This is a genomic window from Brachybacterium fresconis, assembly GCF_017876515.1.
GTDB classification, from domain to species: Bacteria; Actinomycetota; Actinomycetes; order Actinomycetales; family Dermabacteraceae; genus Brachybacterium; species Brachybacterium fresconis.
Map to the genome: position 1 here is coordinate 2,305,281 of NZ_JAGIOC010000001.1, position 26,512 is coordinate 2,331,792.

Sequence of the window (26,512 nt, forward strand, 5' to 3'; positions counted from 1 at the left end):
GTCCCGTCAGAGTGGGCGACCGGTCAGAACAGAGCGGGCTGCGTCCCCAGATCGAGCGCGACCGGAGCGGTGCGAGGGCGCGAGGCGGCGTCGGCCGCGCGGCGTCGCTGCTCGGGCTGGTCCTCGTCCTCCTGCGCGTCGAGGCCATGGCGTCGCAGCAGCGGTCGCAGCCGGCGCGCGAGGGTGCGACGGTACCCCGCGGGCGCATACGAGGCGTGCTCGTAGAAGCGCCGATACCCGGTGACGAGCTCGGGGTGCTCCCGCTCGATCCACTCGAGGAACCACTCCTTGGCACCGGGACGCAGATGCAGGGCGCCATGGACCACACGGACGGCGCCGGCGTCGGCGATCCGGGCGAGGGCGTCGTCGAGCTGGGCGTCGGAATCGGTCAGCCAGGGCATGATCGGCATGAGGAAGACCGTCACGCGGAATCCGACATCGGCCGCGGCACGCACGGTCGCCAGGCGCGCGGCAGTGGTCGGCGTCCCGGGTTCGACGGCCTTCTGCAGCTCGTCGTCGAACACCGCGATGGACATCGACAGGTCCACCGGAACTCGTTCCGCGGCCTTCTCCAGGAGCGGGAGGTCCCGCCGCATCAAGGTGCCCTTGGTGAGGATCGAGATCGGCGTACCGCTGTCGGCGAGGGCGGAGATGATCCCGGGCATCAGTCGATACCGTCCCTCGGCGCGCTGATAGGGATCGGTGTTGGTGCCGAGTGCGACGAGGTCATGCTTCCAGGAGCGCTTGGCGAGCTCGGCGCGCAGCACCTCGGCGACATTGACCTTCACGATGACCTGCTGGTCGAAGTCGGCACCCGCGTCGAGATCCAGGTATTCGTGCGTGCTGCGCGCGAAACAGTAGACGCAGGCGTGGGAGCACCCGCGATAGGGATTCACGCTCCACTCGAACGGCATCGAGCTCGAGGCCGGCACGCGGTTCAGCGCCGACTTCGCCGTCACCTCGTGGAAGGTGACGCCCTGGAACTCCGGGGTGCGCACGCTGCGCACGAGCCCGGACATGCCCAGCAGGGCCTGCTCGCGCTGTTCCGCTCCGAGTGTCTGCCCGCTCCATCGCATGCCTGCAGTCGAACGTACGTTCGACCGATTGTCAAGTGGTGCGGCTCCCTCCGGCGAGCCCCGGCAACCCCCTCGGTCGTGCGGTCGCCCGGTCGTGCAGTCGAGCGGTCGTGCGGTCGTGCGGTCGTGCGGTCGTGCGGTCGTGCGGTCGTGCGGTCGACCAGCGGGGCAGCCTGTCGGCCGTCCGCTCGATCCGGCCGCCCGGTCGACAGCCTGTCGGCCATCCGGTCGATCCGGTCGCCCCGTCGACCGCCCCGCCGACCGCCCCGATCGCGGCGACGCATCTAGCCTGAGGCGATGATGACCACTGCCGACCCCTCGTCCCCCTCAGACCCTGAATCCCGGCCCCGTCCGCTCTACACCGCCCGCGTCGACAATTCCCGGGGCACCTCCGGGCAGGTGCGCATCCACGACGGTCCCGCCTCGCTGGACGTGGCACAGCGGCGCGACGATGCCGCCGTCGAGCCGGAGATCGAGCTGCCCACCGGGGGCCCGCGCTCACCGGCGCAGGGCTTCAACCCCGAGCAGTTCCTGGCCATGGCCTGGAGCACCTGCCTCGGCGAGACGCTGCGCGTGGTCCTGTCCGAGCGGGGTCTGGCCCACGAGAGCCGGGTGAGCGTCGAGGTCGAGATGCACCGCGACCCGGCCGGTGGTTTCCGGTTCACGCCGCGCGCCCTGGTCTCGATCGAGGAGATGGCACCGAGGGAGGTTCGTGAGCTGGCCGAGGCCGCGCACACCCGATGCCCCGTCTCCAAGCTCCTGACCGCCCCGGGAGCGTCGGACGTCGAGCTGGTGGTGGCCGCGAGCGGCTGACCCGATCCGTCCGACCCTGCCGGAACTCCTCCTGGTCGGACCCCGCCCGGATATCCTGCAGGGAAGGGAACGGATCCTCAGGGGGAACAGATGTCGGATGCAGGGTCGGCAGGCGGCGGAAACGGGCGAGGCCACGGCGGCCCGTCGGGCCCGGGGGACCCGAACTCGCCCGGCGGAGCCTACGGCGGGCCGAGTCGTCCCGCCGCCCCGGGCAGCTTCTCCGCCCAGGGCGCACCCGGCGGGAACGAGCGCTACGGCGGGCCCGTCAGCCCCGGCCATGACGGCCCCGCGCGTGCAGGCCAGGTCCCTCCCGGTCACGGGCCCGGTGGCCCGGGCGGACCCGGCCCGGGCAACCCCGGCACCGGGGCCGCCCCCGGCCCGGCCGGCCCCGGTGCCGGCGGTCCCGGCCCCTCGCGGGCGCGGCCCTGGGCGCTGATCGCCGTGGCCCTGGGGTGCGTGGCGGTGCTCGTGATCGCCATCGGCGGCGGGCTCACCGCCTTGATCCTCACCCGGAACAGCGGGGAGGGCTCCCCGCCCGTCGCGGCCAGCCAGGACCCGACGACCAGCGAGGAACCGACCGCCGAGGAGCCGACACCGGCCGAGGGGACCCCCAGCTTCGAGGTGGTCGTCCCCTACGACGAAGTGCCCGGGAGCCCCGAGGAGATCCACGACATCCTCGCCGACAACCCGCTGACCCGCGGGACGCTGCCGACCGTCGGCAGCTGCGAGCTGCCCGCCACCCCGGCGTCGACGCAGAGCCCGGAGGAGATCCAGGCCGTCCTCGATGCCGGCGGCGGCTGCCTGAACTCGATCTGGTCCACCGCCAGCTCCGACCGCGGCCTGCCCTGGAACTCCCCGTCCGTCACGGTCTACACGCCGCCGGAGGTCCCCGACAGCGCGTCCTGTGATCCGGAGAGCTTCGATCCGGACTCGGCCCGGATGTGCAACCTCGACTCGACGCTCTACTGGCCGGCGGGAAGCGGCATCGGCGCCGAGATCGCCGACGCCGAGAACGTCCCCAGCACCTATCTCTGGGACCTGGCCGTCGCCGAGGTCTCGACCGTGAACTGGAACAGCTCGGTGGGCATCTACTACGTCTCCATGCTCAACAAGATCGCGGAGCAGGAGGCCGACGGCGAGGAGTCCGAGGCGTACAAGGAGGCCACGCGGCGCTATTCGCTGCAGAAGCTCTGCCTGGGATCGGCCGCCGCGATGCAGGTGCCCTCCTCGGCGGAGCCCACGACGGCGGTGCGCGCCTGGCTCACGGACGAGGCGAACTGGAAGGACGACGGGCTCGACCCCGCCTCCCGCGTGCACTGGATCCAGGCCGGCCTCACCTCCGGCGGCGACCTCAGCGCCTGCAACACCTGGGAGGCCCCCGCGGATCTCGTGGCCTGATCCCGGCCCGCGCACCCCGGCGCGTCGCACCCCGGGCCGCGACGCGCCGGGCTCTTCGACCCCGGCTCTTCGTCGTCAGTCAGCCGAGCGTCGCAGGCCGCTCCCAGGCCTCCCCGCGCACGTGCTCATCGAGGAAGCCGAGGAAGGTCTCGTACCAGACCTGCGCGTTGCCCCGGCCCTGGATCCAGTGCCCCTCGTCGGGGAAGTACAGGTAGCGGTGCCGGGTGCGGCCCTCGGCGTCGCGCGGGGTCGCGGAGAAGGCGTTGAGGTCGTACCAGAGGGCGTGGCCCTGGGCGATCGGGACGCGGTAGTCCTTGTCGCCGTGGATGACGAGCATCGGCACGACGATGTCGGCCACGGCGTCGCGCGGGTTGTAGAGCGCGTTCTGCTCCCGCATCGGCCGCTCCCAGGCGGCGTTGTCCGTGGTGCGCCCCATGCTCACGGTGTCCCACAGGGAGGCGTGGGTGACGATGCAGCGGAAGCGGTCGCCGGTGTGCCCGGCCACCCAGTTGGCCATGTACCCGCCGTAGGAGCCGCCGGCGAAGGCTGTGCGCTCGGCGTCGATGTCCTCGCGCGCCACGGTGACGTCGGTCAGCGCCATGATGTCGGTGAACGGGGCGCCGCCCAGCTCGTGCTGGCCGCGGTCGATCATCGCCTGGCCGTAGCCGGTGGAGATCGCCGGGTCCGGCAGCAGCACGGCATACCCGGCATCCGCGAAGGGCCCCGGGTTCCAGCGGTAGGTCCAGGCGTTCCAGGATCCCCAGGGGCCGCCGTGGGCGAAGACGACCAGCGGGTGCGGCCCCTCCCCCGCGGGCAGACGCAGCCAGGCCCGCAGCGCGGTGCCGTCCTGCGCGGTCGCGGTGACCTCGGTGAGCGAGCCCTTCTGAGCGACCGCGTCGGCCGGGTTCGCCAGCTCCTGGATCTGTCCGGTCGCCGGCTCGATGCGCACCGGATGCGGGGCGACGGAGATCCCGGAGGCCGACGCGATGACCGCTCCGCCGGCGACCGATGCCGAGTCGAAGGCGAGATCCTGCTCGGGTCCTCCGGCGAGCCGCCGGGGCGCGGGGTCGTCGAGGCCGCCGATCCACACGGAGCCTCGGCCCTGATCATCACTGGTGGCGATGAGCGTGGAGTCGTCGAGCCAGACCGGATCGACCCACTGGTCCAGCTCGGGCCACACCGGGGTCGAGGTCCCGGTGGCCAGGTCGAGCAGCTCGACGCTGGTGGACAGGCTCGCCTCCTGGGTCCAGTTCCGGCCGCGGCCGATCAGCGCCCGGGTGCCGTCGGGGCTGAACTCCCCGGGACCGTGCTCGGCCTCGGCCGTGCCCTGGCGCAGCAGCCGCGGCGGCTGGGCGCCGATGAGGTCCAGCAGGTAGAGATCGGAGGCGGCCAGCAGGTCCCCGCGGGAGTCGGCCATCGCGACCAGGGCGCGGGAGCCGTCGCGGTCGACGGTCCATTCCTCGAGGCGCCCGGGCGGCATCGTCACATAGCGGAAGTGCAGCACCTGCTTGTGCGGGGAGTCCCCGGGCGAGCCGCCGTCGCCGCTGCCGGCCGACGGTCCTGAGCCATCGGTCGAGTCGCCCGAGCTGCCGATCGAGCCGCCGGGCCCGCCGGAGGCCGCGGCGCTGCTCGACGGGGCCCCGCCCCCTGCGCCGACGATCGCGGTGGCCTCGGCCCAGGAGAGGTCCGAGGGCAGCGCGGCCAGGGCGAGCACCGGGCGGGAGGGGCCGAGGTCATGGTCCCAGGAGCGGGTGGGGAACTCGGCGTGGAGAGCCGCCGTCACCGTCGCCTCCTCGCGCTTCGCCGAGAGTCGGTCGTGCTCGGTCTCGTCGGAGGCCTGGGAGTGCACCTCGAGCTCCGTGATGAGGTGGCTGCCTGCCAGGCGCAGACCGCCGAAGCCGCCGGGCCGGGCGGCGAGCTCGCGGGCCTCGCCGCGCGGGGGCAGCGCCCACAGTTGGGCGTCGTCGGCCTCGGTGCCGTCCTCGCCCAGACGCTTCGCGGTGAAGAAGGTGGTGCCGTCCTCGGCGGCGGCGACCGCGCCGATCGATGCCTCGCCCCGGGTCAGCGGCAGCAGACGATCTTCCTCGATCTCCACCAGCGCGGTGCGATAGGCCGTGCCCTTCGCGGTCGTCGAGGCGACCTTCGCGAGGATCCTGCCCCCGTCCGTGGTCTCCAGCCCGGCGAGCCGGGACGCGTCCAACAGGGCTTCGATGCTCTTGGATGTCATGACTCACCATCCTGTCACCGTGACTCGGTGGTGCGCACCCTTTTCGACGGGCGCGGGGCCGTACCGACGGGGCGCTCACCGCCCCTCCGCCGCCCGCCGTCGGTCACCGACCGGCGCGACCGATCGCCCGGATGACCAGGGCCACCAGTTCAGCCACGAGCCCGGTCAGCACCCCGATGACGGTTCCGGTGAAGAGGCTGGAGATCGCCGTCGCTCCGCGGAAGAAGACGGCCTGCAGCGCCGGATCGATCTGGGAGAGGTTGCCGCCCAGCGACGGCGGCCCGTCCGGGAACGAGGCACCCCAGAACACCTGGTGCACGGTCGCCAGGAGCACCCCGTAGCAGATGCCGACGACCAGCAGGGTCAGGAACGGGCGTGGCACCCGCGCGGCGATCACGACGACGATCCACACGATCAGGGGCACGAACACGAACAGCGAGTTCACCCACGTGCCCGACTGGATGATGCTCAGGTCGTGCAGGACCACTCGCGGGACGGCGAGGAGCGCGAGACCGAGGATCGCCGGGATCGTCAGTCCCAGCGGGTGGCGGGCGGAACGGACAGGGGCGGAGGACAGCGGCTGGTTGTTCATGCCCGGAACACTAGGAACCGGCTCGTCACCTCCACATCCGTCCGTCATCCAGAGGTCGGTACGTCGCGAGGCGACCTGATCTGTCGCCTCCCGGCCGATGCGGCGACCACCGGCGCGACCTACCCTGGTGCCGTGACCGCGCCCTCCGCCTCCCACCCGGCTGACCCGCAGGCCGGACCGCGTGGCGTGCTCTCCGGGCACCTGGTCGACGCCGTCCTGGCAGCAGCAGTCACCGTCATCCTGGTCCTCATCATCTCGGCCGACATCGGCGGGGAGACCGACTCCGATCCCTTCGCCTACCTCTGGGCCGTGGGTCTTGGAGCGCTGATGCTGGTCCGCCGCCGCTATCCGGTCCTGGTGCTGGCGGTCTCGGTGCTCGGATTGTTCGCCTACTACTCCTTCGGCTATCCGGCCGTGGGGGTGGCGGTACCCGTGGCGGCCGCCCTCTTCTCGGCGGCGGAGGCCGGGAAGCTGCGCTGGGCGATCGGCGCCGCCCTCGTGGTCCTCGCGGCCAGCGTGTTCTTCCGCCTCACGGAGGGAGCGCCCGCGTCCGTCGTGGTCGGCTACGAGCTGGCCGGTCATGTCCTGCTGATGGCGGCCGCGATGGCCCTCGGCGACGGTCTCCGGTCGCGACGACGCCTGGTCGCCGAGGCGCGGCGGACCATCGAGCTGACGGCCGAGTCCGAACGTCGCCGCACGTTCGAGCGCGCTCGCGCTCAGCGGGAGGCTGTCGCGCGGGATCTGCACGACGCCCTCGGCCACCGCACGACCGTCATCTCGCTGCACGCCGACGTCGCCCGCGAGGCGCTCGGCCGCGGCGACTCCTCCGACGCCGGTGCCGCACTGGACGTCGTCACCGAGTCCTCGCAGGCGATCCTGGCGGAGCTGCGGCGCACCGTCCGGCTGCTGCGCGCGCCGGAGGAGGCTTCCGCGCCCGCCGGAACCCTCGCCGGCGTTCTCGAGGGACTGCCGACCCTGGTCGGCCCCGGCATGGAGCTGACGACGTCGGTCGAGGTCGACGCGCCGCTGCCCGGAGTGGTCGAGGCCGCAGCGGTGCGGATCCTGGAGGAGGCGGCCGTCAACATCGTCCGTCACTCCGGTGCGAGCCGTGCCGCCGTCGATGCACGGGTGCGCGACGGGGAGCTCGAGCTGAGCGTCGTGGACGACGGGTGCCCTGGTCAGGGGCCACCCTCCGTCCCGGCGGCGTTTCGGACCTCGCCGTCCGCGCCGTCCCAGGCATCGCCGGCAGCGACCGGATACGGCATCATCGGGATGCGCGAGCGCGCCGAGGCGCTCGGCGGGAGCCTGATCGCCGGCCCGGAGAACGGCGGGTTCGCGGTCCGTGGCGTGCTGCCCCTGGTGCCCGACGGCCTCATGGGCGACGGGCGCGGCGGGGACGACAAGAACGACAGGAACGATCGATGATCCGGGTGCTGCTGGCCGATGACCAGGACCTGGTCCGCGCAGGGCTGCGGGCGCTGCTCGACGGCGACGACGGCCTGAGCGTGACCGCCGAGGCGCACTCCGGGCGCGAGGCGGTCGAGCTGACCCGCCGGCACCGCCCCGATGTCGTGCTGATGGACATCCGGATGCCCGGCACCGACGGCATCGCCGCCACCGCCGAGATCACGGCCGACCCGGACCTGACCGCGGTGCGCGTGCTGATCCTGACGACGTTCGACGAGGACGCGGAGGTCTTCGCCGCGATCCGCGCCGGCGCCGCCGGATACCTGCTCAAAGACACTCCCGCCGCAGAGCTGCGGGCCGGGGTGCGCACGATCGCCGGCGGCGAGAACCTGCTGTCACCACGCGTCGCGCGGCAGGTCATGGCACAGCTGGCCACGACCGCGGCACCCGTGGCGCCGGACCCGCGGCTGGAGAGGCTCACCGAGCGGGAGCTCGCCGTGCTGCGCCGCGTCGCACTTGGCGACACCAACGCCGAGATCGCCCAGCACCTGGTCGTCTCCCCCGCGACCGCCCGCACCTACATCAGCCGCATCCTGGCCAAGCTCGACGCCCGCGACCGCACCGAGCTCGCCGTCCTCGCCCACCGCTGGGGACTGTTCTCCGAGGACGACGCGTAGGCGGACGGTCGCGCAGCCTCCGGCGAACGGCGCCCGCGACGCGGGTCTTCGTCACGTCCTGATGCCGAGGACTTGATCATCTCTTCCAAGTAGTTTAGTTTTGAACTATTGATCGGCGGAGCCCGAGCCCGCGGATCGCAGAGACCTACCGCGAGGAGCGACCATGCAGTTCGGAATCTTCACCATCGCCGACATCACGCCGGATCCCACCACCGGCAAGGTCCCCACCGAGAACGAGCGGCTGCAGTCCATGGTCGCCCAGGCGAAGCTCGCCGAGCAGGTGGGCCTGGACGTCTTCGCGGTCGGTGAGCACCACAACCCGCCGTTCGTGACCTCCTCCCCCACCACCACGCTGGCGTACATCGGCGCGCAGACGAAGGACCTGATCCTCTCGACCGCGACCACGCTGATCACCACCAACGACCCGGTGAAGATCGCCGAGGACTACGCGATGCTGCAGCACCTCACCGGCGGCCGCGTGGACCTGGTGATGGGCCGCGGCAACACCGGCCCGGTCTACCCCTGGTTCGGCCAGGACATCCGCAAGGGCGTCGAGATCGCGATCGAGAACTACGATCTGCTGCGTCGGCTGTGGACCGAGGACGTGGTGGACTGGGAGGGCAGCTTCCGCACCCCGCTGCAGCAGTTCACCTCCACCCCGCGCCCGCTGGACGGCGTGGCGCCGTTCGTGTGGCACGGCTCGATCCGCTCCCCGCAGATCGCCGAGCAGGCCGCGTACTACGGCGACGGCTTCCTGCACAACAACATCTTCTGGCCGATGAGCCACACCGCGCAGATGGTCCAGCTGTACCGCGAGCGCTACGAGCACTACGGCCACGGCACCGCGAGCCAGGCCTACGTGGGCCTCGGCGGCCAGGCCTTCATGCGCAAGAACTCCCAGGAGGCTTGGAATGAGTTCCGTCCCTACTTCGACAACGCCCCGGTCTACGGCGGCGGCCCCTCGATGGAGGACTTCACCCGCGCCACGCCGCTGACCGTCGGCTCCCCGGAGCAGGTCGTGGAGCGCTACCTGTCCATGGCCGACAACGTCGGCGACTATCAGCGCCAGATGTTCCTCATGGACCACGCGGGCCTGCCGCAGAAGACCGTCATGGAACAGATCGAGCTGCTGGGCACCGAGGTGGTCCCGGTGCTGCGCCGCGAGCTGGAGGCCCGCAAGCCGGCCGACGTCCCCGAGGCGCCGACCCACGCGGCACGGGTCGCCGCCGCGGAGGCTGAGCGCGGGGCGTTCGACGACGCCTACAAGTTCGAGACCGGCGACAACTGGACGGGCCTGCGCGCCGAGGACGCCCGCCGCTGATCCCCGGCTCCGCAGGACGCGACCCGACCCGGGCGTCGTCCCGGCCGCCGCCCACACTCCGCCCTCTGAGAGGATCCTCCCCATGACCGACACCTTCCGTCTCGTGGCCCTGTCCGCGGGGCTGTCCACCCCCAGCTCCACCCGCATGCTCGCCGACCAGCTCTCCCGGGCGGCCGCCGCGGCTCTCGGCCGCGACGGTGCCGAGGTGGACGTGACGACGGTGGAGCTGCGCGAGTACGCCCACGACATCACCGACGCGCTGCTGACCCGCTTCCCGAGCGAGAAGCTGTCCATGGTGATCGAGTCGGTGCGCGCCGCCGACGCGGTCATCGCGGTCACGCCGGTGTTCAACGTCGGCCCCTCGGGGCTGTTCAAGACCTTCTTCGACGCGATCGACATCGACGTGTGGGCCGGCAAGCCGGTGCTGCTGGGCGCGACGGCAGGCACCGCCCGCCACTCCCTCGCGATCGACTACGCGATCCGGCCGATGTTCGGGTACCTGAAGGCGGAGGTCGTGCCGACGGTCGTCTTCGCCGCGTCGGCCGACTTCGGGGCCGACACCGAGGGGCAGGCCGACGAGCAGCCGCTGGCAGCGCGGGTGCGGCGGGCCGCCGCGGAGCTGACCACGATGCTGCGGGCCGGCACCGGCGCCGCAGCGGAGAATGCCGAGGAACCTGCGGACGGGGACGAGTCGCCCGCCCCGACGGGCGCCGACTCGACGCGGGATGCGGAGTTCTCCGACTTCGTGCCGATGGGGACGCTGCTCGGCAAGCGCTGAGGCTGCGGCGGGACGCTGCTCCCGCCTCAGCGCGATGAGGAATCTCAGACGGCGGCGAGACCCTCCCGCCACTGCTCATGCAGCGCGGTCAGCTCGGCGACGACCTGCGGGTGCTCGGCGGCGACATCGGCCGCTGCGGACTCATCGGCATCGGATGCTCCGGGCCCCATCGGCACGAGGGTGAGCCCGGCGCCGACGTCGGTGTGCTCGACGGCGAGCAGATGGTCGCGGTGCCCGGTGGTGGGATCGACGCTGCGCAGCTTCCAGTCCGGGGTGCGCACAGCCCATTGGAAACCGGTGTCGAAGTGCAGCACCTCATGGCCCCCGCCGTCGGCCGCCCGCGCGGCACCAGCGGCACCCGTCTCCCCGGTCCCGCCGGCCGAGTCGGCCGTCGCCGGCTCCCCCTCACTCGATCCCGCCGCCGCGTCCCACGCCGGCAGCAGGGATATCCCGTCGAAGAGGGCGTCCGACGGGAGCTCCGCGCCGGCGGCGGCCGCGAACGTCGGCAGCAGGTCGAGGGCGGAGACCAGCGCTGTCGAGCGTGCCTCGGCGGGGACCGTTCCGGGCCGGGAGACGAGCAACGGCACCCGCACGCCGCCTTCCAGGAGGCTGTACTTGGTGCCGGCCAGCGGGGTGTTGTCCCCGTAGTTGCAGGTGGAGCCGCCGTTGTCGGTCAGGTAGACGACCAGGGTGTTCTCGCGCCGGCCGGTGGCCTCGAGGTGGTCGAGCAGGCGCCCGATCTCGCGGTCCATGATCTCGAGCTGGGCGAGGTAGTAGTCCCGCCCGTGCTCGAGGTGCGGAGAGATCGCCCCGTCGTACCAGTCGACGTAGTCACCGGCTGCGGGATCGAAGTCTTCATGGCTCGGCAGGGCGCGGGCGGCGAGCTCGTCCTCGGGCAGCTGCCAGGCGAAGTTGTGCACGGCGTTGTAGGCGACCAGGCAGAGGAAGGGGTCCTCGGCGTGCGGGTCGGAGACGGCCCCCTCCTGGGCTCCCGCGGTGCCGGTCCTCTCCGCGGCCCCTGCGGTGCCGGCCCCCTCCGTGGCCCCCGCGGTGCCGGCCGTCGACCCGCTCGCCGCGCCGGGCCCCATGAAGTCGATCGCGCGCTCGGTGAAGGCGACGGTCAGATGCTGCTCGCAGTCCACCTCGCGCCCGTTCTCCAGCAGCGGGCTGACGCCGTGGACCCCGCGCGCCTCCCCCAGCGCCTCCTCGGCGCCGCGCGAGTGGTGCAGGTAGTGCAGGCGCCCCATGCTCTGCCCGGCGAGCCCGTACAGCGACGTATCGAAGCCGTGCCGGTCGGGGCAGGCGCGGTCGCCGGCCTGTTCGGGTCCGTAATGGATCTTGCCGAAGTAGCCGGTACGGTACCCGGCCCCGCCCAGGATCTCGGGCAGCACGGGCCGCTCCGCAGGTGGGAAGGCGGAGGTGTCGAACCACTGGGCGCCCCAGCGCTGCTGGTACGCGCCCGCGATCAGCCCGGCGCGGGAGGGGGAGCAGATCGGGGCGGTGACGTATGCGTCCTCGAAGGTGGTGCCCGTCGCGGCGAGGCGGTCCAGCTGCGGGGTGCGGGCGTCCGGGCTGCCGATCGAGGAGCGATCACCGTATCCGTGGTCGTCGGAGACGATCAGCAGGATGTTCGGCCGGTCGGGGCAGGAGGTGGACATCGGGCGGGCTCCTCGCAAACGGTGGTGTCCGGCGTCGGACGGTGGTGTCAGGATGGACCGCGTACGCGACCATCGTGCACCGACACAGCAGGAAGACGCGCCGAGGACGCGCGTCAGTCCCCGGCGCGCGTCGGTCCGGCGTGCATCAGTCCCCGGCCGCCTCGCGCACCCCCTCGAGCGCGAGGCGCAGCAGCCGCTGGAGCTCGACCTGCTCCTGCGGACTCAGGTGCGAGACGGTGCGCGCGTCGAGCGTGTCCCAGATCGCGAGGACGCGGTCGTGCGTGCGTTCGCCCTCGACGGTCATCCGCACCTCCACCTGGCGCCGGTTCTCCGCGCTGCGTTCCTTCCTCACCAGGCCTTTCTTCTCCATGCGCTGGATCATGACCGTCATGGTGGGCGCGGTGACGTGCAGGATCTCGGCGAGCTCGGCCAGGGAGCGCGGGCTCGACTCCGCCAGGAGCATCAGGGCCAGCTCCTGGCCCGGATGCAGGCCCAGCGGCTGCAGCAGCTCTCCGGCCAGGGAGCGGTGCTCGCGGGCGACGACGGGGATCAGGGCACTGACGTTTCTCGGGACGGGCACCTTGCCATCCTACAGTTAGTCGGCTAATAATGGTTCGTGCAGGGGCCGCCCGGCCCCGTCACGAGAGGAGCACGACCATGACCGACACGACCATCCCCGGCGCCCTGACGCCGCGCCGCCGCACCGATACCGTCGCCGTCATCGGCGCCACCGGACAGCAGGGCGGAGCCGTCGCCACCTCCCTGCTGGAGGCCGGCATCCCGGTCCGCGCGGTGACCCGCTCGGCCACCTCCGCCGCCGCCCAGGCCCTGCTCTCACGGGGTGCCGACGTGGTCGAAGCGGACCTGGAGGACACCGACAGCACCGCCGCCGCTCTCGACGGGGCGCGCCGAGTCTTCGGTATGACCAGCATGGATGGCGGCGCCGAGGCGGAGTTCTCGCGCGGGCGCTCTCTCGTCGACGCCGCCGTCCGCGCTGGAGTCGACCACATGGTGTTCAGCTCGGTCGGCGGCGCCGATCGCGACACCGGGGTCCCCCACTTCGAGAGCAAGTGGGAGGTCGAGCGATACCTCGCGGCCTCGCCGCTCTCCGCGGCGGTGGTGCGGCCGACGTTCTTCATGGAGAACCTGGCCGTCCAGGACGGCGCCGTCGACCCGGACGGCGCACCGGGCACGGTGCTGCCGCTCCCCCTGCCGGACGAGGTGCCGCTGCAGATGATCGCCGTCGCCGACATCGGCGCCGCCGCGGCCGGGATGCTCATCGATCCGACGTCCACGCCGAGCGCCGTCGAGATCGCAGGCGATGAGAGGACCGGGTCGCAGATGGCCGACGCCTTCGCCGCCGCCCTCGACCGCCCGGTGCACTACACGCCGCTGCCGACGTCGGGGCTGCCCAGCGAGGATCTGAGGGCGATGTTCACCTGGTTCACCGAGCCGGTCGCCTACCGCGCCGACTGGGAGCTGACCCATGCGCTCGTCGGGGAGCCGATGACGCTGAAGCGCTGGGCCCGCGGCGCCGTCGCGGCCTGACGATCCCCGCCGCGAACCGGGTCAACCGAGGGGTCGGCGCTGACCGGCGCCGTCGACCGCGGCGTCCCAGCCGCTCAGCGCCGCCGTCTCATGGGCCGCGAACCACGACGTCAGCTCATCCCCCAGCGCGCGACGCCGGGCGGCGTGCACCGGGTCGCGGGAGAGATCGTGCTCCTCGCCCGGATCCTCCTGAAGGTGGAACAGCTCCGTGGGCCCCTCGCGGCGCAGCACGAGCTTCCACCCGTCGGTGCGGATCATGCGGTGGGCGCCGTACTCGTCGTGGATGACGATCGGCTCGTCGGCCGGGTCGACCCCGCACTCCTCCCCCGCCCTGGTTCCGTCCGGCGCATCGCGCCCGCCCACCAGGCGTGCGGCGAAGGAGCGTCCCGCCCGCAGCGGGTCCTCGCGGGGGACGGCGCCGGTGAGCTCGGCCAGGGTCTCCAGCAGGCCGGTGGCCGAGGTCGGGGTGCGATCACGCGTTCCCGCGGGAACGTGTCCGGGCCAGCGCACGATCAAGGGCACCGTGATCGAGGGCTCCCAGAGATTCAGCGGAGCGGTGGCATTGCCCTTGCCCCAGATGCCGTGGTGGCCGCAGGAGAAGCCGTTGTCGGAGGTGAACACGACGATCGTGTTCTCCAGCATCTCGGTGCGCTCGAGCTGGGCGAGGATCGCCTCGATGCTGCGGTCCACGCCGCTGAGCGCCGCGCAGTAGCCGGCGAGCGCGCCGTGGCGGTCCGCGACGGCGCGGGAGAAGTTCTCCCGCACGAACCAGGGGTGCGGAGGTGACTTCGGGACGGAGGGGAAGTCCGTGTCGGCGTAGAGGTCCAGCAGATCAGCGGGATGGTTGCCGTCGAACCAGGGGTCGTGCGGCGCGGTCCAGGTCACCTGGAGAAAGAAGGGTCGCCGGTCCGCGGCCGTTCCGCGCAGGAATTCCAGAGCGCGGTCCGTGATCGCGTCGGTGAGGTAGGAGGGTTCGGTGCCGGGCTGCGCGGGGGACGCCGGAACCCCCGTCCCGTCGGCCTGCTGCCAGATCGGCGCGTCGTAGTAGGGGCCGCCGCCGAGCTGATGGGCGTACCAGTACTCGAATCCCTCCGCCGGGCGGTCCGCGGAGCCGAGGTGCCATTTGCCGGTCATCCCGCAGCGGTACCCGTGGCGGGAGAACATCGCACCGAGCGTGTCCGCGCCGGGGAGGTCCTCCAGGAAGTCCGGATCGAACGGCCGTCGGGGCGCGTCGGTGCGGGCCAGGGCCTCCGGATGGAGCCAGTCGTGGATGCCGTGTGCCGACGGCATGCGCCCGGTGGCCATGCTCGCGCGAGCCGGCGAGCACACCGGGGAGGCGCAGAAGTACTGCTCGAAGGTCCTGCCTTCGCGCTGGAGACGATCGAGGGTCGGCGTGCGCAGCTCGGGCATCAGGGACGGCAGCGCCCAGGCCCCCTGATCGTCGGTGACCAGCAGCAGCACGTTCGGGGGACCGCCGTCGGGCCCGTCGATGTCCATCATCTTCGCTCCGCTCCGCCGCTCCGCGCTACCCTGTGGGTAACCGCTTGCCGTCCGTGGTGCGGCCCGATCGAGGACCCACGACGCCTCGTGCGCCGACGGCTCGGTTCACCGTACCGACACCAGGAGGCTCCATGCTCCGTCCCGGACTCTGCTCCGTCACCTTCCGCGGGCTCGAGGTCGAGCGCGTCGTCGACCTCGCCGCCGATGCCGGGCTCGCCTGCATCGAATGGGCCGGCGACGCCCACGTCCCGCCCGGGGACACGGTGGCCGCCGAGCGTGCCCGCGCCTTGACCGAGCGGGCGGGGCTCGCCGTCGCCTCCTACGGCTCCTACCTGGGCTTCGAGGGATCCGACGAGGAGTTCGCCGGTCAGGCCGAGGCGGTGCTCGTCGCCGCGCGGGCGCTCGGGGCACCGCGGATCCGGGTGTGGGCCGGCCGCAGCGGCTCCGCCGACGTCACTGCGCAGCAGCGGGCCCGGATCGTCGGCCGGATCCGTGAGTTCTCCGATCGCGCCGGGGAGCACGATCTCGACGTCGGCCTGGAGTTCCACGGCGGCACGCTCACCGACGAGATCAGCTCGACCCTGGATCTGCTCGAAGAGGTGGGTCGCGAGAACGTGAGCAGCTACTGGCAGCCGCACCAGGACATGACCGCCCCCGCGGCGATCGAGACCCTGCGCCGGGTGCTGCCGTACACATCGACGATCCACGTCTTCTCCTGGTGGCCGAATCACCAGCGCCATCCGCTCGCCGAGCGCACCGAGCTGTGGCGCGAGGTCTTCGCAGTGCTCGCCGCCGAGGGATCGGACCGCGACGCTCTGCTCGAATTCATCCCCGAGGACGACCCCGCCGTGCTGCCCCGCGAGGCCGAGACCCTGCGCGGCCTGATCGCCGCCGGCCAGGAGAACGCCCGATGAAGGCACTGCTGGCGATGCCCGAGGGTCTGCCGGGCCGGATGTTCGATGCCGCCCAGCTCGCCCGCCTGGCGAAGCTGGTCGAGATCGACACCGACCACCCCGTCCCCGACATCGCGGCCGCGACCGACCGGGAGCTCGCCGACGTCGAGGTGCTGATCACCGGCTGGGGTGCACCCCGCGTCGACGCCGCCGCACTGGCGCGGATGCCGCGGCTGCGGGCGGTCGTCCACACCGCCGGCACCGTGCGCTTCGTGGTCTCCGAGGCGGTCTGGGAGCAAGGCGACATCGTCGTGACCTCGTCGACCGAGGCCAACGCCGTGCCGGTCGCGGAGTTCACCCTCGCCCACATCCTGCTGGCCGGGAAGCGCTCCCTGGCCCGGGAGGCGCGCTACCGCGGCGACCATCAGGTCCACCCCGGCGCGGCCGCAGCCCCGGAGATCGGCAACTACGGCGGAGTCGTCGGTCTCATCGGCGCCTCCCGGATCGGGACCCTGGTGGCCGAGCACCTGCAGCGCTTCGACCTCGAGGTGCTGATCACCGACCCCTTCGCGAGCGCGGACCAGATCGCGGAACTCGGCGCGTCGGCGGTGGAGCCGGAGGAGCTGTACGCGCGCAGCGATGTGGTCAGCCTCCACGCCCCCGACGCCCCCTCGACCCGGGGCATGGTCAGCCGGGAGCTGCTGGCGCGGATGCGGGACGGCACCACCTTCGTCAACACCGCCCGTCCCGCCCTCGTCGACCTCGACGCCCTGCGCGAGGAGCTGGTCTCCGGCCGGCTCGCCGCGGTGCTGGACGTGCACGACGACCTGCCCGAGGACGATCCGATCTGGGGCCTGGAGAACGTGTCGATCACGCCGCACATCGCCGGCTCCCAGGGCAACGAGCTGCACCGCATGGGCGAACATGCCTTGGAGGAGGTGCGCCGCCTCGCGGTCGGCGAGCCGCCGCGCTTCCCCGTCGATCCGGGCCGACGGGGCATGGAGGCCTGACCCTCGCCCAACTCGGCGCCACCCGCACCGAAGGAAGCAAGCTCACGCAGCCCGAGGCCGTGATTCCCGGTGCAGATCGCTCCCGCCTCGTTATGCTGACTCACGTCGGGACAGCGTTTCCCCGCTCCCGATCCGACCGTCATCCCCAGCTGGAGGAGCCTCGATGCCCGCCGTCCGTCTCAGCGACGTCGCCCACGACGCCGGGGTCTCCCTGGCCACCGCCTCCCGCGTGCTCAACGGCTCCAGCCGCGTGCCCGGCAAGGCCGTCGCCGAGAAGGTGGAGGCCGCCGCGCTCAAGCTGGGCTATGTCCCCAACGCCCAGGCGCAGGCCCTGGCCCGCTCGCGATCGGGCCTCATCGGACTGGTGGTCCACGACATCGCCGACCCCTACTTCGCGACCATCGCCCGCGAGGTCCAGCAGCAGGTGTTCGCCTCCCAGTCCCAGGTGCTGCTCACCCAGACCGACCGCGAGATCGACACCGAGATCCGGGCGCTGCGCTCCCTGATCGCCCAGCAGGTCGACGCGCTGGTGCTGGTGGGCTCGCACCGCTACGGCCACGACTCCGACGCCTCGATCAGCGCGATGCTGGAGGGATTCGCCCGCAACGGCGGGCGCGTGGTGGGCATGGGACAGTCCGTCGGCGTCGGTCGCACGATCGTCCCCGACAACGCCGCGGCCGCCCATGAGCTCGCCACCGCGCTGGTCGTGGGCGGCCACCGGCGCTTCGCGGTGGTCCAGGGCATCTCCGGGATCCCCTCGGCGGCGGATCGCACCGGCGGTTTCATCGCCGCGCTGACCGAGGCCGGCATCGAGCCGGAGCTCGATGTCGAGGCGGGCCTCACCCGCGACGGCGGCTATGAGCTGGCCCGGACGATCCGGGCGCACCTCGCCGACGCCCCGGGCGAGGGCTCCCAGCCGCTGTGCGTCTTCGCCCCGGCCGACGTCATGGCCCTCGGGGCGCTCGGCGAGCTGCGCCGCCTGGGCATCGATGTGCCCGGCCAGGTGTCCGTCGCCGGCTTCGGCGGCGTGCCCGACGCGGAGGATGCGAACCCGACGCTGACCACGATCGCCCTGCCCCTGCACGAGATGGCGCGGCAGGCCGTCGAGTGGGTGCTGGAGCAGCCGGGCCAGGACGCGCCCGAGGGCCCGTTGAGCACGAGCGCCGCCCCCGCCCCGGAGAGCTCGAGCAGCACCGAGGCGACCGAGGTGCACGTGCGCGGCGACGTGCTGCTGCGCGAGTCGACGGCCCTGGCCGTCTCCTCCTGACGACGCCTGGTCCCGGCCGCGTCCGATGCCCGGGGAGCAGACGTGCCGCTCCCTGTCGACGCGACGCCCCATCCATTAAGGTGAGCCTCACCTCACTCACGGATCGGAGAGGTCGATGACCGCGGAGACGACCGGCCACCTGCGCACCAGCGCCCCCAAGCGCGGCCTGAACGGCGCGATCATCACGGCCTGGGGCGGCCGGGACCTGCGGTTGCGCGTCCTCGCCCGGGACGAGGTCGCCGAGAACTTCCTGCGCCTGGAGGTGGACGTCGACGGGCTCCTCGCCCGGGCCGAGGTTTACCCCACGTACTGGTTGCGCCTGTGGTTCACGACCCCGACCGGCAAGGGTCACCAGCGCGCGTACACCCTGGTCGCTCCGGATCCGGGGACCGGGACGGCCTGGCTGGAATTCTTCCTGCACGAAGGGGTCGCCTCCGATTGGGCGCGCGACGCCCGGATCGACGATGAGATCGATGCGACGGTGCTGAGCGGGAAGAACCCGGTCGAGGACTCCCCCGCCCACCTGCTGATGATCGGCGACGGCGCCTCCTATCCCGCCATCGCGGACACGCTGCGACGGTGCCCCGACATCCCTGCGACCGTCCTCCTCGAGCAGCATCACGGCGAAGGCCCGCAGATCATGGCGCTGCCGGAGCGCGAGAACGCCGCTGTGCACTGGCTCGCGCCGGATCAGGAGGTCTGCGAGGTCGCGCTCGAGGAGGCCCAGGTCGCTCCGGCCGGAACGCGGTTCTTCGTGGCCCTCGAGGGAACGCCCACGCGACGCCTCTCCTCCGCCCTGCGCAAGCAGCTGGGGGTGCCGAAGGAGTCCGTCCACTCCCTGGCCTACTGGAAGCGGCGCTGAGCGCAGCGCCGACGGGCACCGATTGCCCAGGGGCCGTCGACATGGTCCAGCAGCTGCTGGATCTGCTCCCACGGCAGGCCGGCCAGACCGATGAAGCGACCCAGAGGGATCTGCTCGCCCATTGCACGCATCTCCGGGCCCTGGAACAACGGGGGTCACCCAGCAGCGCCTCGAGTTGCTCCCGCCCGCCCGGGATCTCCGCCAGCTCCCGCGGTGTGGTCTCCATCGTCGCGATCAGGATCAACTCGTCCCCGGCGAGCTCGACGCCGGCGTACTCGAAGGTGGTGCAGCTGCGGCCGTGCTCGAGCGCACCGATCTCCTGGTCGGCATCGACCTGTTGCTGGACGGGCTTCAGCGACGCATCACAGGTCAGGGAGCACCAGCTGCTGGTACCGCTCCGTGACGATGCCGGTCGCCTCGTCGGCCGGGGTGGCCCAGACGTCCTGATTGAAGATCTCGACCTCGATATCCCCGGTGTACCCGGCCGCCGTGACCATGCGCGTGATCGACGGGAAGTCGATGTAGCCGTCGCCCATGTAGCCGCGGGAGAACAGCGGCTCAGCGGCCAGCGGCAGGTTCCAGTCGCAGACCTGGTAGCTCAGCAGGCGCCCGGTCCTCCCGGCGCGGGCGATGGCCTGCGGAAGCGCCGGGTCCCACCACACGTGGTAGGTGTCCACGACCACGCCGACGGAATCGCTGCCCGTGGACTCGGCGATGTCGAGGGCCTGGTCCAGGGTGGCGATCACGGCGCGGTCCGCGGTGAACATCGGGTGCATCGGCTCCAGGGCGAGCGTGACGCCGGCCGCTTCCGCGGAGGGGGCGAGCGTCGCGATGTTCTCGGCGACCCGGGCCCGGGCGGCGGCGATGTCCTTGTCCTCCGGCGTGATCCCGCCGACGACCATCACCAGCGTGGGGGCGCCGAGCGCGGCGGCCTCGTCGATCGCGCGGCGGTTGCCCTCGAGGGACGCGGCGCGGGCGGTCTCGTCGGCGGCGGTGAGGAAGCCACCGCGGCACAGGCTGCTCATGCGCAGTCCGGCGTCGTCGACCCGGCGTCGCAGCGCGTTCAGCCCGACCTCCTCGACGTCCTGGCGCCACAGGCCGACGGCGTCGATCCCATGGGAGGCGGCGGTCTCGAGGAACTCCTGGATCGAGGTGGTGCGCAAGGTCCAGCGGTTCAGGGACAGGCGCGGGGTGCCGTGGCCCAGCTGCTGGGAGGGCGGGGTGTTCATGGGCGGGCTCCTGTGGCGAGGGCGGATGCGGGCTCGTCGACCACATCGGCGGCTCCGAGGCGGCCAGCGCCGGCGTCGGATCCCACGTCGTAGCCGGCCAGGCGGAGCATCGCGTGCCAGCGCTCGGCGGCCAGGGCCGGGTCCTCGAGGTTGCCGGTGGTGGCGGCGAGCTCGATGGTGCGCGAGAGATGGGGCAGGCTGCGTGCGGAGTGCATGCCGCCCACCATCGTGAACGCCTGCTGGTGGCCGTTCAGCCAGGACAGGAAGGCGACGCCGGTCTTGTAGTGGAAGGTGGGGGCGGAGAAGACGTGCCGGCCCAGCTCCTCGGCGGCGTCGAGGATGCGTCGCGCCTCGTCGGGGTCGCCGCGGTCGAGGGCCTGGATCGCGGCGGAGGCGGCGGGGGCGGTGGCGGCGAAGGCGCCGAGCAGGGCGTCGGAGTACTCGCCGGGCACCTGCTCCGCACCGGGCTCGGGGGTGGCGGTGCCGTCCCCCACGATGAGATGGGAGAAGTGGAAGTCGTCGCCGGTGAACATCCGCACCCCGGCCGGGAGCTTCTCGCGGACGGCGATCTCCGCCTCGGCGTCCAGCAGGCTCATCTTCACGCCGCGGATCTTCGCGGGGTCGGCCTCGATGATCCGCAGCAGGGTCTGCGCCGCGACGCTGGTGTCGGCGTCCCCGAAATAGCCCTCCAGCTGGGGGTCGAAGGCGGTGCCCAGCCAGTGCAGCACGACGGGCTCGGCGGCGGCGTCCAGCACGCGGCGATAGACCTCCTCGTACTCGGACGCCGAGGTGGCGACCCGGGCGAGATGGCGGCTGGCCATCAGCACGGCGCCCGCGCCGGTGGACTCGGTGGCGCGCAACTGCTCGACGTAGGCCTCCACGATCTCGTCCAGGCTGAGCTCGTGCTCGCTGCGCTGGTCGGTGGAGACGCCGGCGACCACGAGGTCGCGCACCTGCGACCCGGCGGGGAAGACAGCGGCGATCTGCGGGTCGGCGAGCGCCGCGCGGGCGGCGTCGGCGGTGCGGGAGATCAGCTCGCGGGTCGCGGCGGGGTCCAGGCCCATGTTGCGCTGGGCGGTGTCCATCGCGTCCGCCACGCCCAGGCCGCGGGACCACATGGTGCGGCGGAAGGCGAGAGTCGCCTCCCAGTCGATCTCGGCCGGGGCACCGGGGGTGTTGTCCCCGTGCGCGTCGGAGACCACGTGCACAGCAGCGAAGACGACGCGGGAGCGCAGCGGGGTCGTCGGCGGAGCGAACGCGGCGGTGTCGCCGAGCTCGATCGTGCGCAGGGCGCCGTCCGTATCCAGCAGGGTCAGCGGCAGTGCCATGGTGCTCATACCTCCGTCAGGGGGTCGAGGGCGATGCGGCGGCCGTCGGCGGCGCTGGCCAGGCCGGTCTCGGCCAGCCGCACGCCGCGGGCACCGGAGAGGAAGTCGTAGGGGTACTGGCGACCTTCGGCGAGATGGCGCAGGAAATCCTCCCACTGCACCTTGAAGCCGTTGTCGAAGCCGTCGGGCCCGGCGTTGTCGGGCACCTCGATCCAGTCGGCGTAGTAGTCGTGCGGATCCTTGACGTCGGGGTTCCACACCGGCTTGGGGGTCGCCTCGCGCGGCTGGATGCGGGCACTGTGCAGGCCGACGACGGCGGAGCCCTGCGTGCCGTCGACCTGGAACTCGACCAGCTCGTCGCGGTGGACGCGCACGTCCCAGCTGGAGTTCATCTGCACCACGGTCCCGCCCTCGAGACGGAAGATGCCGTAGGCGGCGTCGTCGGCGGTGGCGGTGTACTGCCGGCCCGTCTCGTCCCAGCGCTGTCCGATGTGGGTGGCGGTCTGGGCGTAGACGTCCTCGATGCGCCCGAACAGCTCCTCGATGACGTAGTTCCAGTGCGGGAACATGTCCGCGACGATGCCGCCGCCGTCCTCGGCGCGGTAGTTCCAGGAGGGGCGCTGGGCGCTCTGCCAGTCCCCTTCGTAGACCCAGTAGCCGAACTCGCCGCGCACGGAGAGGATCTCCCCGAAGAATCCGGAGTCGATCAGGCGGCGCAGCTTGAGCAGGCCGGGCAGGTAGAGCTTGTCGTGGACGACTCCGTTGACGGTGCCGGCGTTCTTCGCCAGGCGAGCCAGTTCGAGGGCGTCGGCGAAGGTCTCCGCGGTGGGCTTCTCGGTGTAGATCGCCTTGCCGGCGGCGATGGCCTTCTTGAGGTTCGCGACCCGCAGGTTGGTCACCAGCGCGTCGAAGTAGACCTCGTAGTCGGGGTCGGCCAGCGCGGCGTCGACGTCGGTGGTCCAGCTGCTCAGCCCGTGGCGCGCGGCCACAGCCGCCAGCTTCTCCTCGTTGCGGCCCACCAGCAGCAGATCGGGCAGCAGCCGGTCGCCGTCCGCGAGTTCGACGCCGCCCTGCTCCTGGATCGCCAGCAGCGAGCGCACCAGGTGCTGGCGGTAGCCCATGCGCCCGGTGGCGCCGTTGACGATGATCCCGATCCTGCGTGTGGCCATGCGGGGGTGCTCCTCGATTCCGGCCGTGATCGTCGAGGATCCGGCGGGGCTGACAGTGGGGCCGCGGTCCATCGCATCGGCGACTCTTTTCCAGGAGGTGCCGACGGTAACCGCTTTCCTTCGAATCAGTAGACCATGGAGGGGCGCGAGTTTCAAGTCACCCCCGTCGACACGCCGACCGCTGGTCGGCCGTGACTGCAACAGCCTGCAACCTCTGGTGATCCAGGTCGCACACCCCGTAGGAATGCCCTTACCAAACGTCCGGGACATGCACCGGAGCATCGCCGCACACCCCGCGGTGACCAGGACGTCCACCTGTCAGGTCCGCGACACCCAGCGGCCGCGGGTCCGGATCTGCACCCTCGCGCGTCGGCCGCGCCCGCTCATCCAGGGCCGACCGCCGCGCTCACACGCCGATGACCACTCGAGGACGCCCCCACGGGACAGGCTCCTCCGAGGCCGCCGGCCCGACCAGACCCGATGAAGGGACCACCGTGAGACTGACACGACGCGGCCTGCTGAGCGCCGCCGGAGCCGCCGGGCTGACCTCGGCCCTCGGCGCCTGCGGCTACAGCGGCCTCGGCACGTCCGAGGCCAACGAGCTGTCCATCCTGACGCCGCTGTTCGAGGACGCCGCCGGCAAGGAGGCCCTCGAGGGCGTCATCGGCGCCTCGTTCCAGGAGCAGCATCCGGGACTGGGCATCTCGGTGGACTACACCCCCTGGGACAAGCTCAACGAGAAGCTCTCCACCGCCTTCGCCGGCGGTCTGGTGCCGGACGTGATCATGTCCGGCGTCGGCTGGACCCCGCCCTTCGCCGAGAAGGGCATCTTCGGCGAGCTGCCCGAGAGCACCCTCGACGGACTCGCCGTCCATGAGCGGATCCTGGACTCCTGCCGCTACGACGATCGCCTGTTCGCGCTGCCGTACCAGATGGAGGGCCGCTTCTTCGCCTATCGCCGGGAGATGCTCGAGGAGCACGGCATCTCCGAGACGCCCACGACCCTGGAGGATTTCCGGGCGATGGGCAAGGAGCTCCAGGGCGGCGACGCCGTGCCGATCGACCTGTTCTCTAACAACATCCGCCAGACCTGGATCCATCTCATGGCCGCCTACGGCGGGAAGCTGTTCTCCGAGGACGGCACCCAGGTCACCTTCGACGACGGCACCGGCGAAGCCGCCATCGAGTTCATGATCCATCTGATCGAGGACGGCTCGACCGAGTTCGGGCTGCGCTGGGCCCAGGGCCAGCCCCGACCGATCCAGCAGGGCCGGGTCGCGATGGAGCTGCTGAACAACGCCGTGTGGCCCACCGTCGCAGAGCAGACACCGGAGCTGGTCACCGAGGAGAACATGGGGATGTTCCTGCTCCCGGCGGCCTCCGGCGGGGACCCTGTCATGTTCCAGGGCGGCACGTTGATCAGCATCTCCGGGACGACGGAGCGGCCCGATCTCGCCCGGGCCTATCTCGCGCACTCGCTGACCCCCACCCCGCTGATCGCCGCCTCCCGGCACGGCGGGCGCGCCCCGGGCGTCACGGACCTGCCCGAGGACGAGGTCCTCAGCCGCAACCGCTTCTCCGAGTACGTCCTGGAGAACCTCGACTACGCCGGCGGCGCCGAGGGCGGCAGTCCCGCGTGGATGGAGATCCGCGATCAGGTCGGCCCCCAGGTCGAGGCCGCCGTCACCGGCGCCCAGAGCCCTGCCGAGACCATCGCCGAGCTCAAGCGGCTCTCCGAGGACGCCCTGCGGCGCATCTGAGCCGGGACCGCGGTGATCGCCCGCCGCGATACCGCGCCCTCGGCCCCTCCCCTCCCCGACCTCCCTGTCCCGACCGCTCCCTCCTGGAGGACCCATGACAGCCGTCCGCTCCCGTCCCCCGACGACGAACTCTCAGGCAGCGTCCCCGCAACCCCGCCGCGGACGCTCCGGTCCCCGTCGCACCGAATCCCGCTGGGGACTGCTGCTGGCGGCCCCGGCCGGTCTGCACGTGCTGATCTGGACCGGTTTCCCGGTGCTGGCCGCCTTCATCTTCAGCTTCACCGATTACGACATGATCGAGCGACCCGGGTTCATCGGGATCGCGAACTACATCGAGCTGCTCGGTGACACGATCTTCTGGAAGGGGATCCTGAACAACCTGATCATCGCCGTGGTCGGGATCCCGATCTCGATGCTCGCCGCCCTGGTGCTCGCCACGCTGCTGAACCGGGGCCTGCGTGGCGAAGGACTGTTCCGCACCCTGGTGTTCCTGCCGCACGTGACCGCCACCGTGGCCGTGGCCATGATCTGGCTGTGGATCTACGCGCCGACCGGCAACGGCCTGGCGAACATGGCGCTGTCCGCGCTCGGGCTCCCGCAGCAGGCCTGGCTGACCGACGCGAGCCTGGCGCTGCCGGCCGTCATCGTCGTGACGATCTGGCAGGGCATCGGCCTGAAGATGCTCATCTACCTGGCCTCGCTCCAGGGGATCCCGCAGGAGCTGTACGAGGCCGCAGAGATCGACGGCGCCGGCCCGGTCCAGAAGTTCTTCCGGATCACGGTGCCGATGCTCAAGCCCGCCACCTTCTTCGTGCTGGTCACCTCGATCATCGCCAACTTCCAGACCTTCGATCTGATCTACAACCTGACCTCGGGCGGACCGGCCAACTCGACCACCGTGGTCACCTACGAGATCTACCAGACCGCGTTCCAGCAGTTCCGCATGGGCCTGGCCACGGCGCAGTCCGTCGTGCTGCTGCTGATCCTCGTGCTGCTGACGATCATCTCCCGCAAGCTCGTCGGAGGGACCGACAATGACTGACCTCGCCGTGGAGCCGCAGAGCGGCCCCGGGGGCCCCGCGCCCCGCACCGCCCGCCCGTCGGACCGGGACCGTCCCCGCGGCGGACACCGTGCTCGCAAGCGCACCGTCCGCATCCTCACCACCATCGGTCTGGCGATCGTGTCGCTGCTGATGGCCGCCCCCTTCCTGTGGATGTTCCTGACGTCCGTCCGCTCCCCCGAGGAGCTGGCGAGCACGGAGATGTCCCTGCTGCCGAAGACCTGGGAGTGGGGCAACTATGCCGAGGCGATGGCGCAGGCACCCTTCGCGATCTACGCCCGCAACAGCTTCCTGCTGGCGCTCGCGCAGACCGCCGCCTCGGTGACCATCGGCGCCGCCTGCGGCTATTCGCTGGCGAAGATGCGGTTCAAGGCGGCCCCGTGGATCTTCGGAGGCATCCTCGCCTCGATGATGGTCCCCTTCTACGCGACCGTCATCCCGCAGTTCCTCATGGTGCGGTTCATGCCGTTCTTCGGCGGCAACAACGCACTCGGCCAGGGAGGCAGCGGCTGGATCGACACCTGGTGGGGCCTGATCGTGCCGGGTGCCATCAGCGCCTTCAACATCTTCCTGCTGCGCCAGTTCTACGTCGCGACCCCGACGGAGCTGATCGAGGCGGCGCGGCTGGACGGGGTGAGCGAGCTCGGCATCTTCGCCCGGATCGTCACGCCGCTGATCAAGCCGGGGCTGCTCACGGTCGCGCTGCTCAGCTTCGAGCAGGGCTGGAACAATTTCCTGTGGCCGCTGCTGGTGACCTCCTCGGAGGGGCTGCGCGTCATCCAGCTGGGCCTGTCGGTGTTCCGTCAGGAGGCCGGGACCGACTTCCACCTGCTGATGGCCGGCACCACCGTGGCGGCCGTTCCCATGATCATCCTGTTCGCGATCTTCCAGAGGTACTTCGTCAATGGTTTCGTCAGCTCCGGCATCAAGTGATCCCG

Annotated in this window: 24 protein-coding genes; 14 read left to right on the forward strand and 10 right to left on the reverse strand. The window is 71.7% G+C overall.

What is annotated here, in order from left to right; translation table 11 throughout:
* Positions 1-23: 23 nt before the first annotated feature.
* Positions 24-1,076, reverse strand: coding sequence for an Rv2578c family radical SAM protein (locus JOF44_RS10385; RefSeq protein WP_209890653.1), 1,053 nt, complete (start codon positions 1,074-1,076; stop codon positions 24-26).
* A gap of 297 nt (positions 1,077-1,373) precedes the next feature.
* Between JOF44_RS10385 and JOF44_RS10390 the strand changes: the two genes are divergently transcribed.
* Positions 1,374-1,889 (forward strand): OsmC family protein, encoded by a 516-nt coding sequence (locus JOF44_RS10390; protein ID WP_209890657.1) that lies wholly within the window; start codon positions 1,374-1,376, stop codon positions 1,887-1,889.
* A gap of 90 nt (positions 1,890-1,979) precedes the next feature.
* The gene (locus JOF44_RS10395; protein ID WP_209890660.1) at positions 1,980-3,287 is read left to right on the forward strand and encodes a hypothetical protein; all 1,308 of its coding nucleotides are present in this window, start codon (positions 1,980-1,982) and stop codon (positions 3,285-3,287) included.
* Between the two features lie 79 nt (positions 3,288-3,366).
* Here JOF44_RS10395 and JOF44_RS10400 read toward each other — a convergent pair whose 3' ends face one another.
* Complete coding sequence (locus JOF44_RS10400; RefSeq protein WP_209890663.1) at positions 3,367-5,514, reverse strand: S9 family peptidase; 2,148 nt, start codon at positions 5,512-5,514, stop codon at positions 3,367-3,369.
* Between the two features lie 103 nt (positions 5,515-5,617).
* Positions 5,618-6,106: a hypothetical protein gene (locus JOF44_RS10405; RefSeq protein ID WP_245348917.1), complete on the reverse strand. Its 489-nt coding sequence runs from the start codon at positions 6,104-6,106 to the stop codon at positions 5,618-5,620.
* A gap of 132 nt (positions 6,107-6,238) precedes the next feature.
* On the opposite strand from JOF44_RS10405, the gene JOF44_RS21150 reads away from it, so the two are divergent.
* The 4 genes from JOF44_RS21150 to JOF44_RS10425 all read left to right on the forward strand — a co-directional run bounded on the left by JOF44_RS21150 (position 6,239) and on the right by JOF44_RS10425 (position 10,289).
* Complete coding sequence (locus JOF44_RS21150; protein ID WP_209890666.1) at positions 6,239-7,531, forward strand: sensor histidine kinase; 1,293 nt, start codon at positions 6,239-6,241, stop codon at positions 7,529-7,531.
* Positions 7,528-8,190, forward strand: a complete 663-nt coding sequence (locus tag JOF44_RS10415) for a response regulator (protein WP_209890669.1) — start codon at positions 7,528-7,530, stop codon at positions 8,188-8,190. The genes JOF44_RS21150 and JOF44_RS10415 overlap by 4 nt, the downstream gene beginning before the upstream one ends.
* Positions 8,191-8,353: 163 nt before the next feature.
* Complete coding sequence (locus JOF44_RS10420) at positions 8,354-9,511, forward strand: LLM class flavin-dependent oxidoreductase (RefSeq protein WP_209890672.1); 1,158 nt, start codon at positions 8,354-8,356, stop codon at positions 9,509-9,511.
* An 82-nt stretch (positions 9,512-9,593) separates the two neighbouring features.
* Entirely contained in the window at positions 9,594-10,289 is a 696-nt protein-coding gene (locus tag JOF44_RS10425) for a CE1759 family FMN reductase (protein ID WP_209890676.1), read from the forward strand.
* 44 nt (positions 10,290-10,333) lie between these two features.
* Here JOF44_RS10425 and JOF44_RS10430 read toward each other — a convergent pair whose 3' ends face one another.
* Both JOF44_RS10430 and JOF44_RS10435 read right to left on the reverse strand, forming a co-directional pair.
* Entirely contained in the window at positions 10,334-11,947 is a 1,614-nt protein-coding gene (locus JOF44_RS10430; protein ID WP_209890679.1) for a sulfatase family protein, read from the reverse strand.
* Positions 11,948-12,092: 145 nt separating this feature from the next.
* Positions 12,093-12,527: a MarR family winged helix-turn-helix transcriptional regulator gene (locus JOF44_RS10435; RefSeq protein WP_209890682.1), complete on the reverse strand. Its 435-nt coding sequence runs from the start codon at positions 12,525-12,527 to the stop codon at positions 12,093-12,095.
* A 77-nt stretch (positions 12,528-12,604) separates the two neighbouring features.
* Here JOF44_RS10435 and JOF44_RS10440 point away from each other — a divergent pair, with 77 nt between their 5' ends.
* A complete protein-coding gene (locus JOF44_RS10440; RefSeq protein ID WP_209890685.1) occupies positions 12,605-13,495 on the forward strand; it encodes an NmrA/HSCARG family protein in 891 nt (296 codons plus the stop codon).
* Between the two features lie 21 nt (positions 13,496-13,516).
* Here the strand turns inward: JOF44_RS10440 and JOF44_RS10445 are convergent, their stop codons facing one another.
* Positions 13,517-14,995 carry a sulfatase-like hydrolase/transferase gene (locus JOF44_RS10445; RefSeq protein ID WP_209890688.1) on the reverse strand — a complete coding sequence of 493 codons (1,479 nt, stop codon included), beginning with the start codon at positions 14,993-14,995 and terminating at the stop codon, positions 13,517-13,519.
* Positions 14,996-15,126: 131 nt separating this feature from the next.
* On the opposite strand from JOF44_RS10445, the gene JOF44_RS10450 reads away from it, so the two are divergent.
* From JOF44_RS10450 to JOF44_RS10465, 4 genes are all read left to right on the forward strand, one after another.
* Positions 15,127-15,909 carry a sugar phosphate isomerase/epimerase family protein gene (locus JOF44_RS10450; RefSeq protein WP_209890691.1) on the forward strand — a complete coding sequence of 261 codons (783 nt, stop codon included), beginning with the start codon at positions 15,127-15,129 and terminating at the stop codon, positions 15,907-15,909.
* Positions 15,906-16,898, forward strand: a complete 993-nt coding sequence (locus tag JOF44_RS10455) for a hydroxyacid dehydrogenase (protein WP_209890694.1) — start codon at positions 15,906-15,908, stop codon at positions 16,896-16,898. Before JOF44_RS10450 ends, JOF44_RS10455 begins: the two co-directional genes overlap by 4 nt.
* A 163-nt stretch (positions 16,899-17,061) precedes the next feature.
* On the forward strand, positions 17,062-18,165 hold the full coding sequence (locus tag JOF44_RS10460) for a LacI family DNA-binding transcriptional regulator (RefSeq protein ID WP_209890696.1): 1,104 nt from the start codon (positions 17,062-17,064) through the stop codon (positions 18,163-18,165).
* 115 nt (positions 18,166-18,280) lie between these two features.
* Positions 18,281-19,027 carry a siderophore-interacting protein gene (locus JOF44_RS10465; RefSeq protein ID WP_209890699.1) on the forward strand — a complete coding sequence of 249 codons (747 nt, stop codon included), beginning with the start codon at positions 18,281-18,283 and terminating at the stop codon, positions 19,025-19,027.
* Here JOF44_RS10465 and JOF44_RS10470 read toward each other — a convergent pair.
* The 4 genes from JOF44_RS10470 to JOF44_RS10485 all read right to left on the reverse strand — a co-directional run bounded on the left by JOF44_RS10470 (position 19,009) and on the right by JOF44_RS10485 (position 22,753).
* Positions 19,009-19,149 (reverse strand): hypothetical protein, encoded by a 141-nt coding sequence (locus JOF44_RS10470; RefSeq protein ID WP_209890702.1) that lies wholly within the window; start codon positions 19,147-19,149, stop codon positions 19,009-19,011. The two genes, JOF44_RS10465 and JOF44_RS10470, sit on opposite strands and share 19 nt — an antisense overlap.
* 240 nt (positions 19,150-19,389) lie before the next feature.
* Positions 19,390-20,256, reverse strand: a complete 867-nt coding sequence (locus tag JOF44_RS10475) for a sugar phosphate isomerase/epimerase family protein (protein WP_209890705.1) — start codon at positions 20,254-20,256, stop codon at positions 19,390-19,392.
* The gene (locus tag JOF44_RS10480) at positions 20,253-21,593 is read right to left on the reverse strand and encodes a DUF993 family protein (protein ID WP_209890708.1); all 1,341 of its coding nucleotides are present in this window, start codon (positions 21,591-21,593) and stop codon (positions 20,253-20,255) included. The genes JOF44_RS10475 and JOF44_RS10480 overlap by 4 nt, the downstream gene beginning before the upstream one ends.
* The gene (locus tag JOF44_RS10485; RefSeq protein WP_209890711.1) at positions 21,590-22,753 is read right to left on the reverse strand and encodes a Gfo/Idh/MocA family protein; all 1,164 of its coding nucleotides are present in this window, start codon (positions 22,751-22,753) and stop codon (positions 21,590-21,592) included. Before JOF44_RS10485 ends, JOF44_RS10480 begins: the two co-directional genes overlap by 4 nt.
* A 494-nt stretch (positions 22,754-23,247) precedes the next feature.
* On the opposite strand from JOF44_RS10485, the gene JOF44_RS10490 reads away from it, so the two are divergent.
* The 3 genes from JOF44_RS10490 (at position 23,248) to JOF44_RS10500 (ending at position 26,507) form a co-directional block, all read left to right on the forward strand.
* The gene (locus JOF44_RS10490) at positions 23,248-24,513 is read left to right on the forward strand and encodes an ABC transporter substrate-binding protein (protein ID WP_209890714.1); all 1,266 of its coding nucleotides are present in this window, start codon (positions 23,248-23,250) and stop codon (positions 24,511-24,513) included.
* 94 nt (positions 24,514-24,607) lie between these two features.
* The gene (locus JOF44_RS10495; RefSeq protein WP_209890717.1) at positions 24,608-25,555 is read left to right on the forward strand and encodes a carbohydrate ABC transporter permease; all 948 of its coding nucleotides are present in this window, start codon (positions 24,608-24,610) and stop codon (positions 25,553-25,555) included.
* On the forward strand, positions 25,548-26,507 hold the full coding sequence (locus tag JOF44_RS10500) for a carbohydrate ABC transporter permease (protein WP_209890720.1): 960 nt from the start codon (positions 25,548-25,550) through the stop codon (positions 26,505-26,507). Before JOF44_RS10495 ends, JOF44_RS10500 begins: the two co-directional genes overlap by 8 nt.
* Positions 26,508-26,512 lie beyond the last annotated feature (5 nt).

Bases quoted from the DNA above. Each gene is read 5' to 3' on its own strand.
- JOF44_RS10405 (WP_245348917.1), bottom strand. From the start codon at position 6,106: ATGAACAACCAGCCGCTGTCCTCCGCCCCTGTCCGTTCCGCCCGCCAC.
- JOF44_RS10445 (WP_209890688.1), bottom strand. From the start codon at position 14,995: ATGATGGACATCGACGGGCCCGACGGCGGTCCCCCGAACGTGCTGCTG.
- JOF44_RS10425 (WP_209890676.1), top strand. From the start codon at position 9,594: ATGACCGACACCTTCCGTCTCGTGGCCCTGTCCGCGGGGCTGTCCACC.
- JOF44_RS10385 (WP_209890653.1), bottom strand. From the start codon at position 1,076: ATGCGATGGAGCGGGCAGACACTCGGAGCGGAACAGCGCGAGCAGGCC.
- JOF44_RS10455 (WP_209890694.1), top strand. From the start codon at position 15,906: ATGAAGGCACTGCTGGCGATGCCCGAGGGTCTGCCGGGCCGGATGTTC.
- JOF44_RS10485 (WP_209890711.1), bottom strand. From the start codon at position 22,753: ATGGCCACACGCAGGATCGGGATCATCGTCAACGGCGCCACCGGGCGC.
- JOF44_RS10465 (WP_209890699.1), top strand. From the start codon at position 18,281: ATGACCGCGGAGACGACCGGCCACCTGCGCACCAGCGCCCCCAAGCGC.
- JOF44_RS10390 (WP_209890657.1), top strand. From the start codon at position 1,374: ATGATGACCACTGCCGACCCCTCGTCCCCCTCAGACCCTGAATCCCGG.
- JOF44_RS10460 (WP_209890696.1), top strand. From the start codon at position 17,062: ATGCCCGCCGTCCGTCTCAGCGACGTCGCCCACGACGCCGGGGTCTCC.
- JOF44_RS10475 (WP_209890705.1), bottom strand. From the start codon at position 20,256: ATGAACACCCCGCCCTCCCAGCAGCTGGGCCACGGCACCCCGCGCCTG.
- JOF44_RS10430 (WP_209890679.1), bottom strand. From the start codon at position 11,947: ATGTCCACCTCCTGCCCCGACCGGCCGAACATCCTGCTGATCGTCTCC.
- JOF44_RS10450 (WP_209890691.1), top strand. From the start codon at position 15,127: ATGCTCCGTCCCGGACTCTGCTCCGTCACCTTCCGCGGGCTCGAGGTC.
- JOF44_RS10500 (WP_209890720.1), top strand. From the start codon at position 25,548: ATGACTGACCTCGCCGTGGAGCCGCAGAGCGGCCCCGGGGGCCCCGCG.
- JOF44_RS10440 (WP_209890685.1), top strand. From the start codon at position 12,605: ATGACCGACACGACCATCCCCGGCGCCCTGACGCCGCGCCGCCGCACC.
- JOF44_RS10470 (WP_209890702.1), bottom strand. From the start codon at position 19,149: ATGGGCGAGCAGATCCCTCTGGGTCGCTTCATCGGTCTGGCCGGCCTG.
- JOF44_RS10480 (WP_209890708.1), bottom strand. From the start codon at position 21,593: ATGAGCACCATGGCACTGCCGCTGACCCTGCTGGATACGGACGGCGCC.
- JOF44_RS10420 (WP_209890672.1), top strand. From the start codon at position 8,354: ATGCAGTTCGGAATCTTCACCATCGCCGACATCACGCCGGATCCCACC.
- JOF44_RS10415 (WP_209890669.1), top strand. From the start codon at position 7,528: ATGATCCGGGTGCTGCTGGCCGATGACCAGGACCTGGTCCGCGCAGGG.
- JOF44_RS10395 (WP_209890660.1), top strand. From the start codon at position 1,980: ATGTCGGATGCAGGGTCGGCAGGCGGCGGAAACGGGCGAGGCCACGGC.
- JOF44_RS10495 (WP_209890717.1), top strand. From the start codon at position 24,608: ATGACAGCCGTCCGCTCCCGTCCCCCGACGACGAACTCTCAGGCAGCG.
- JOF44_RS10400 (WP_209890663.1), bottom strand. From the start codon at position 5,514: ATGACATCCAAGAGCATCGAAGCCCTGTTGGACGCGTCCCGGCTCGCC.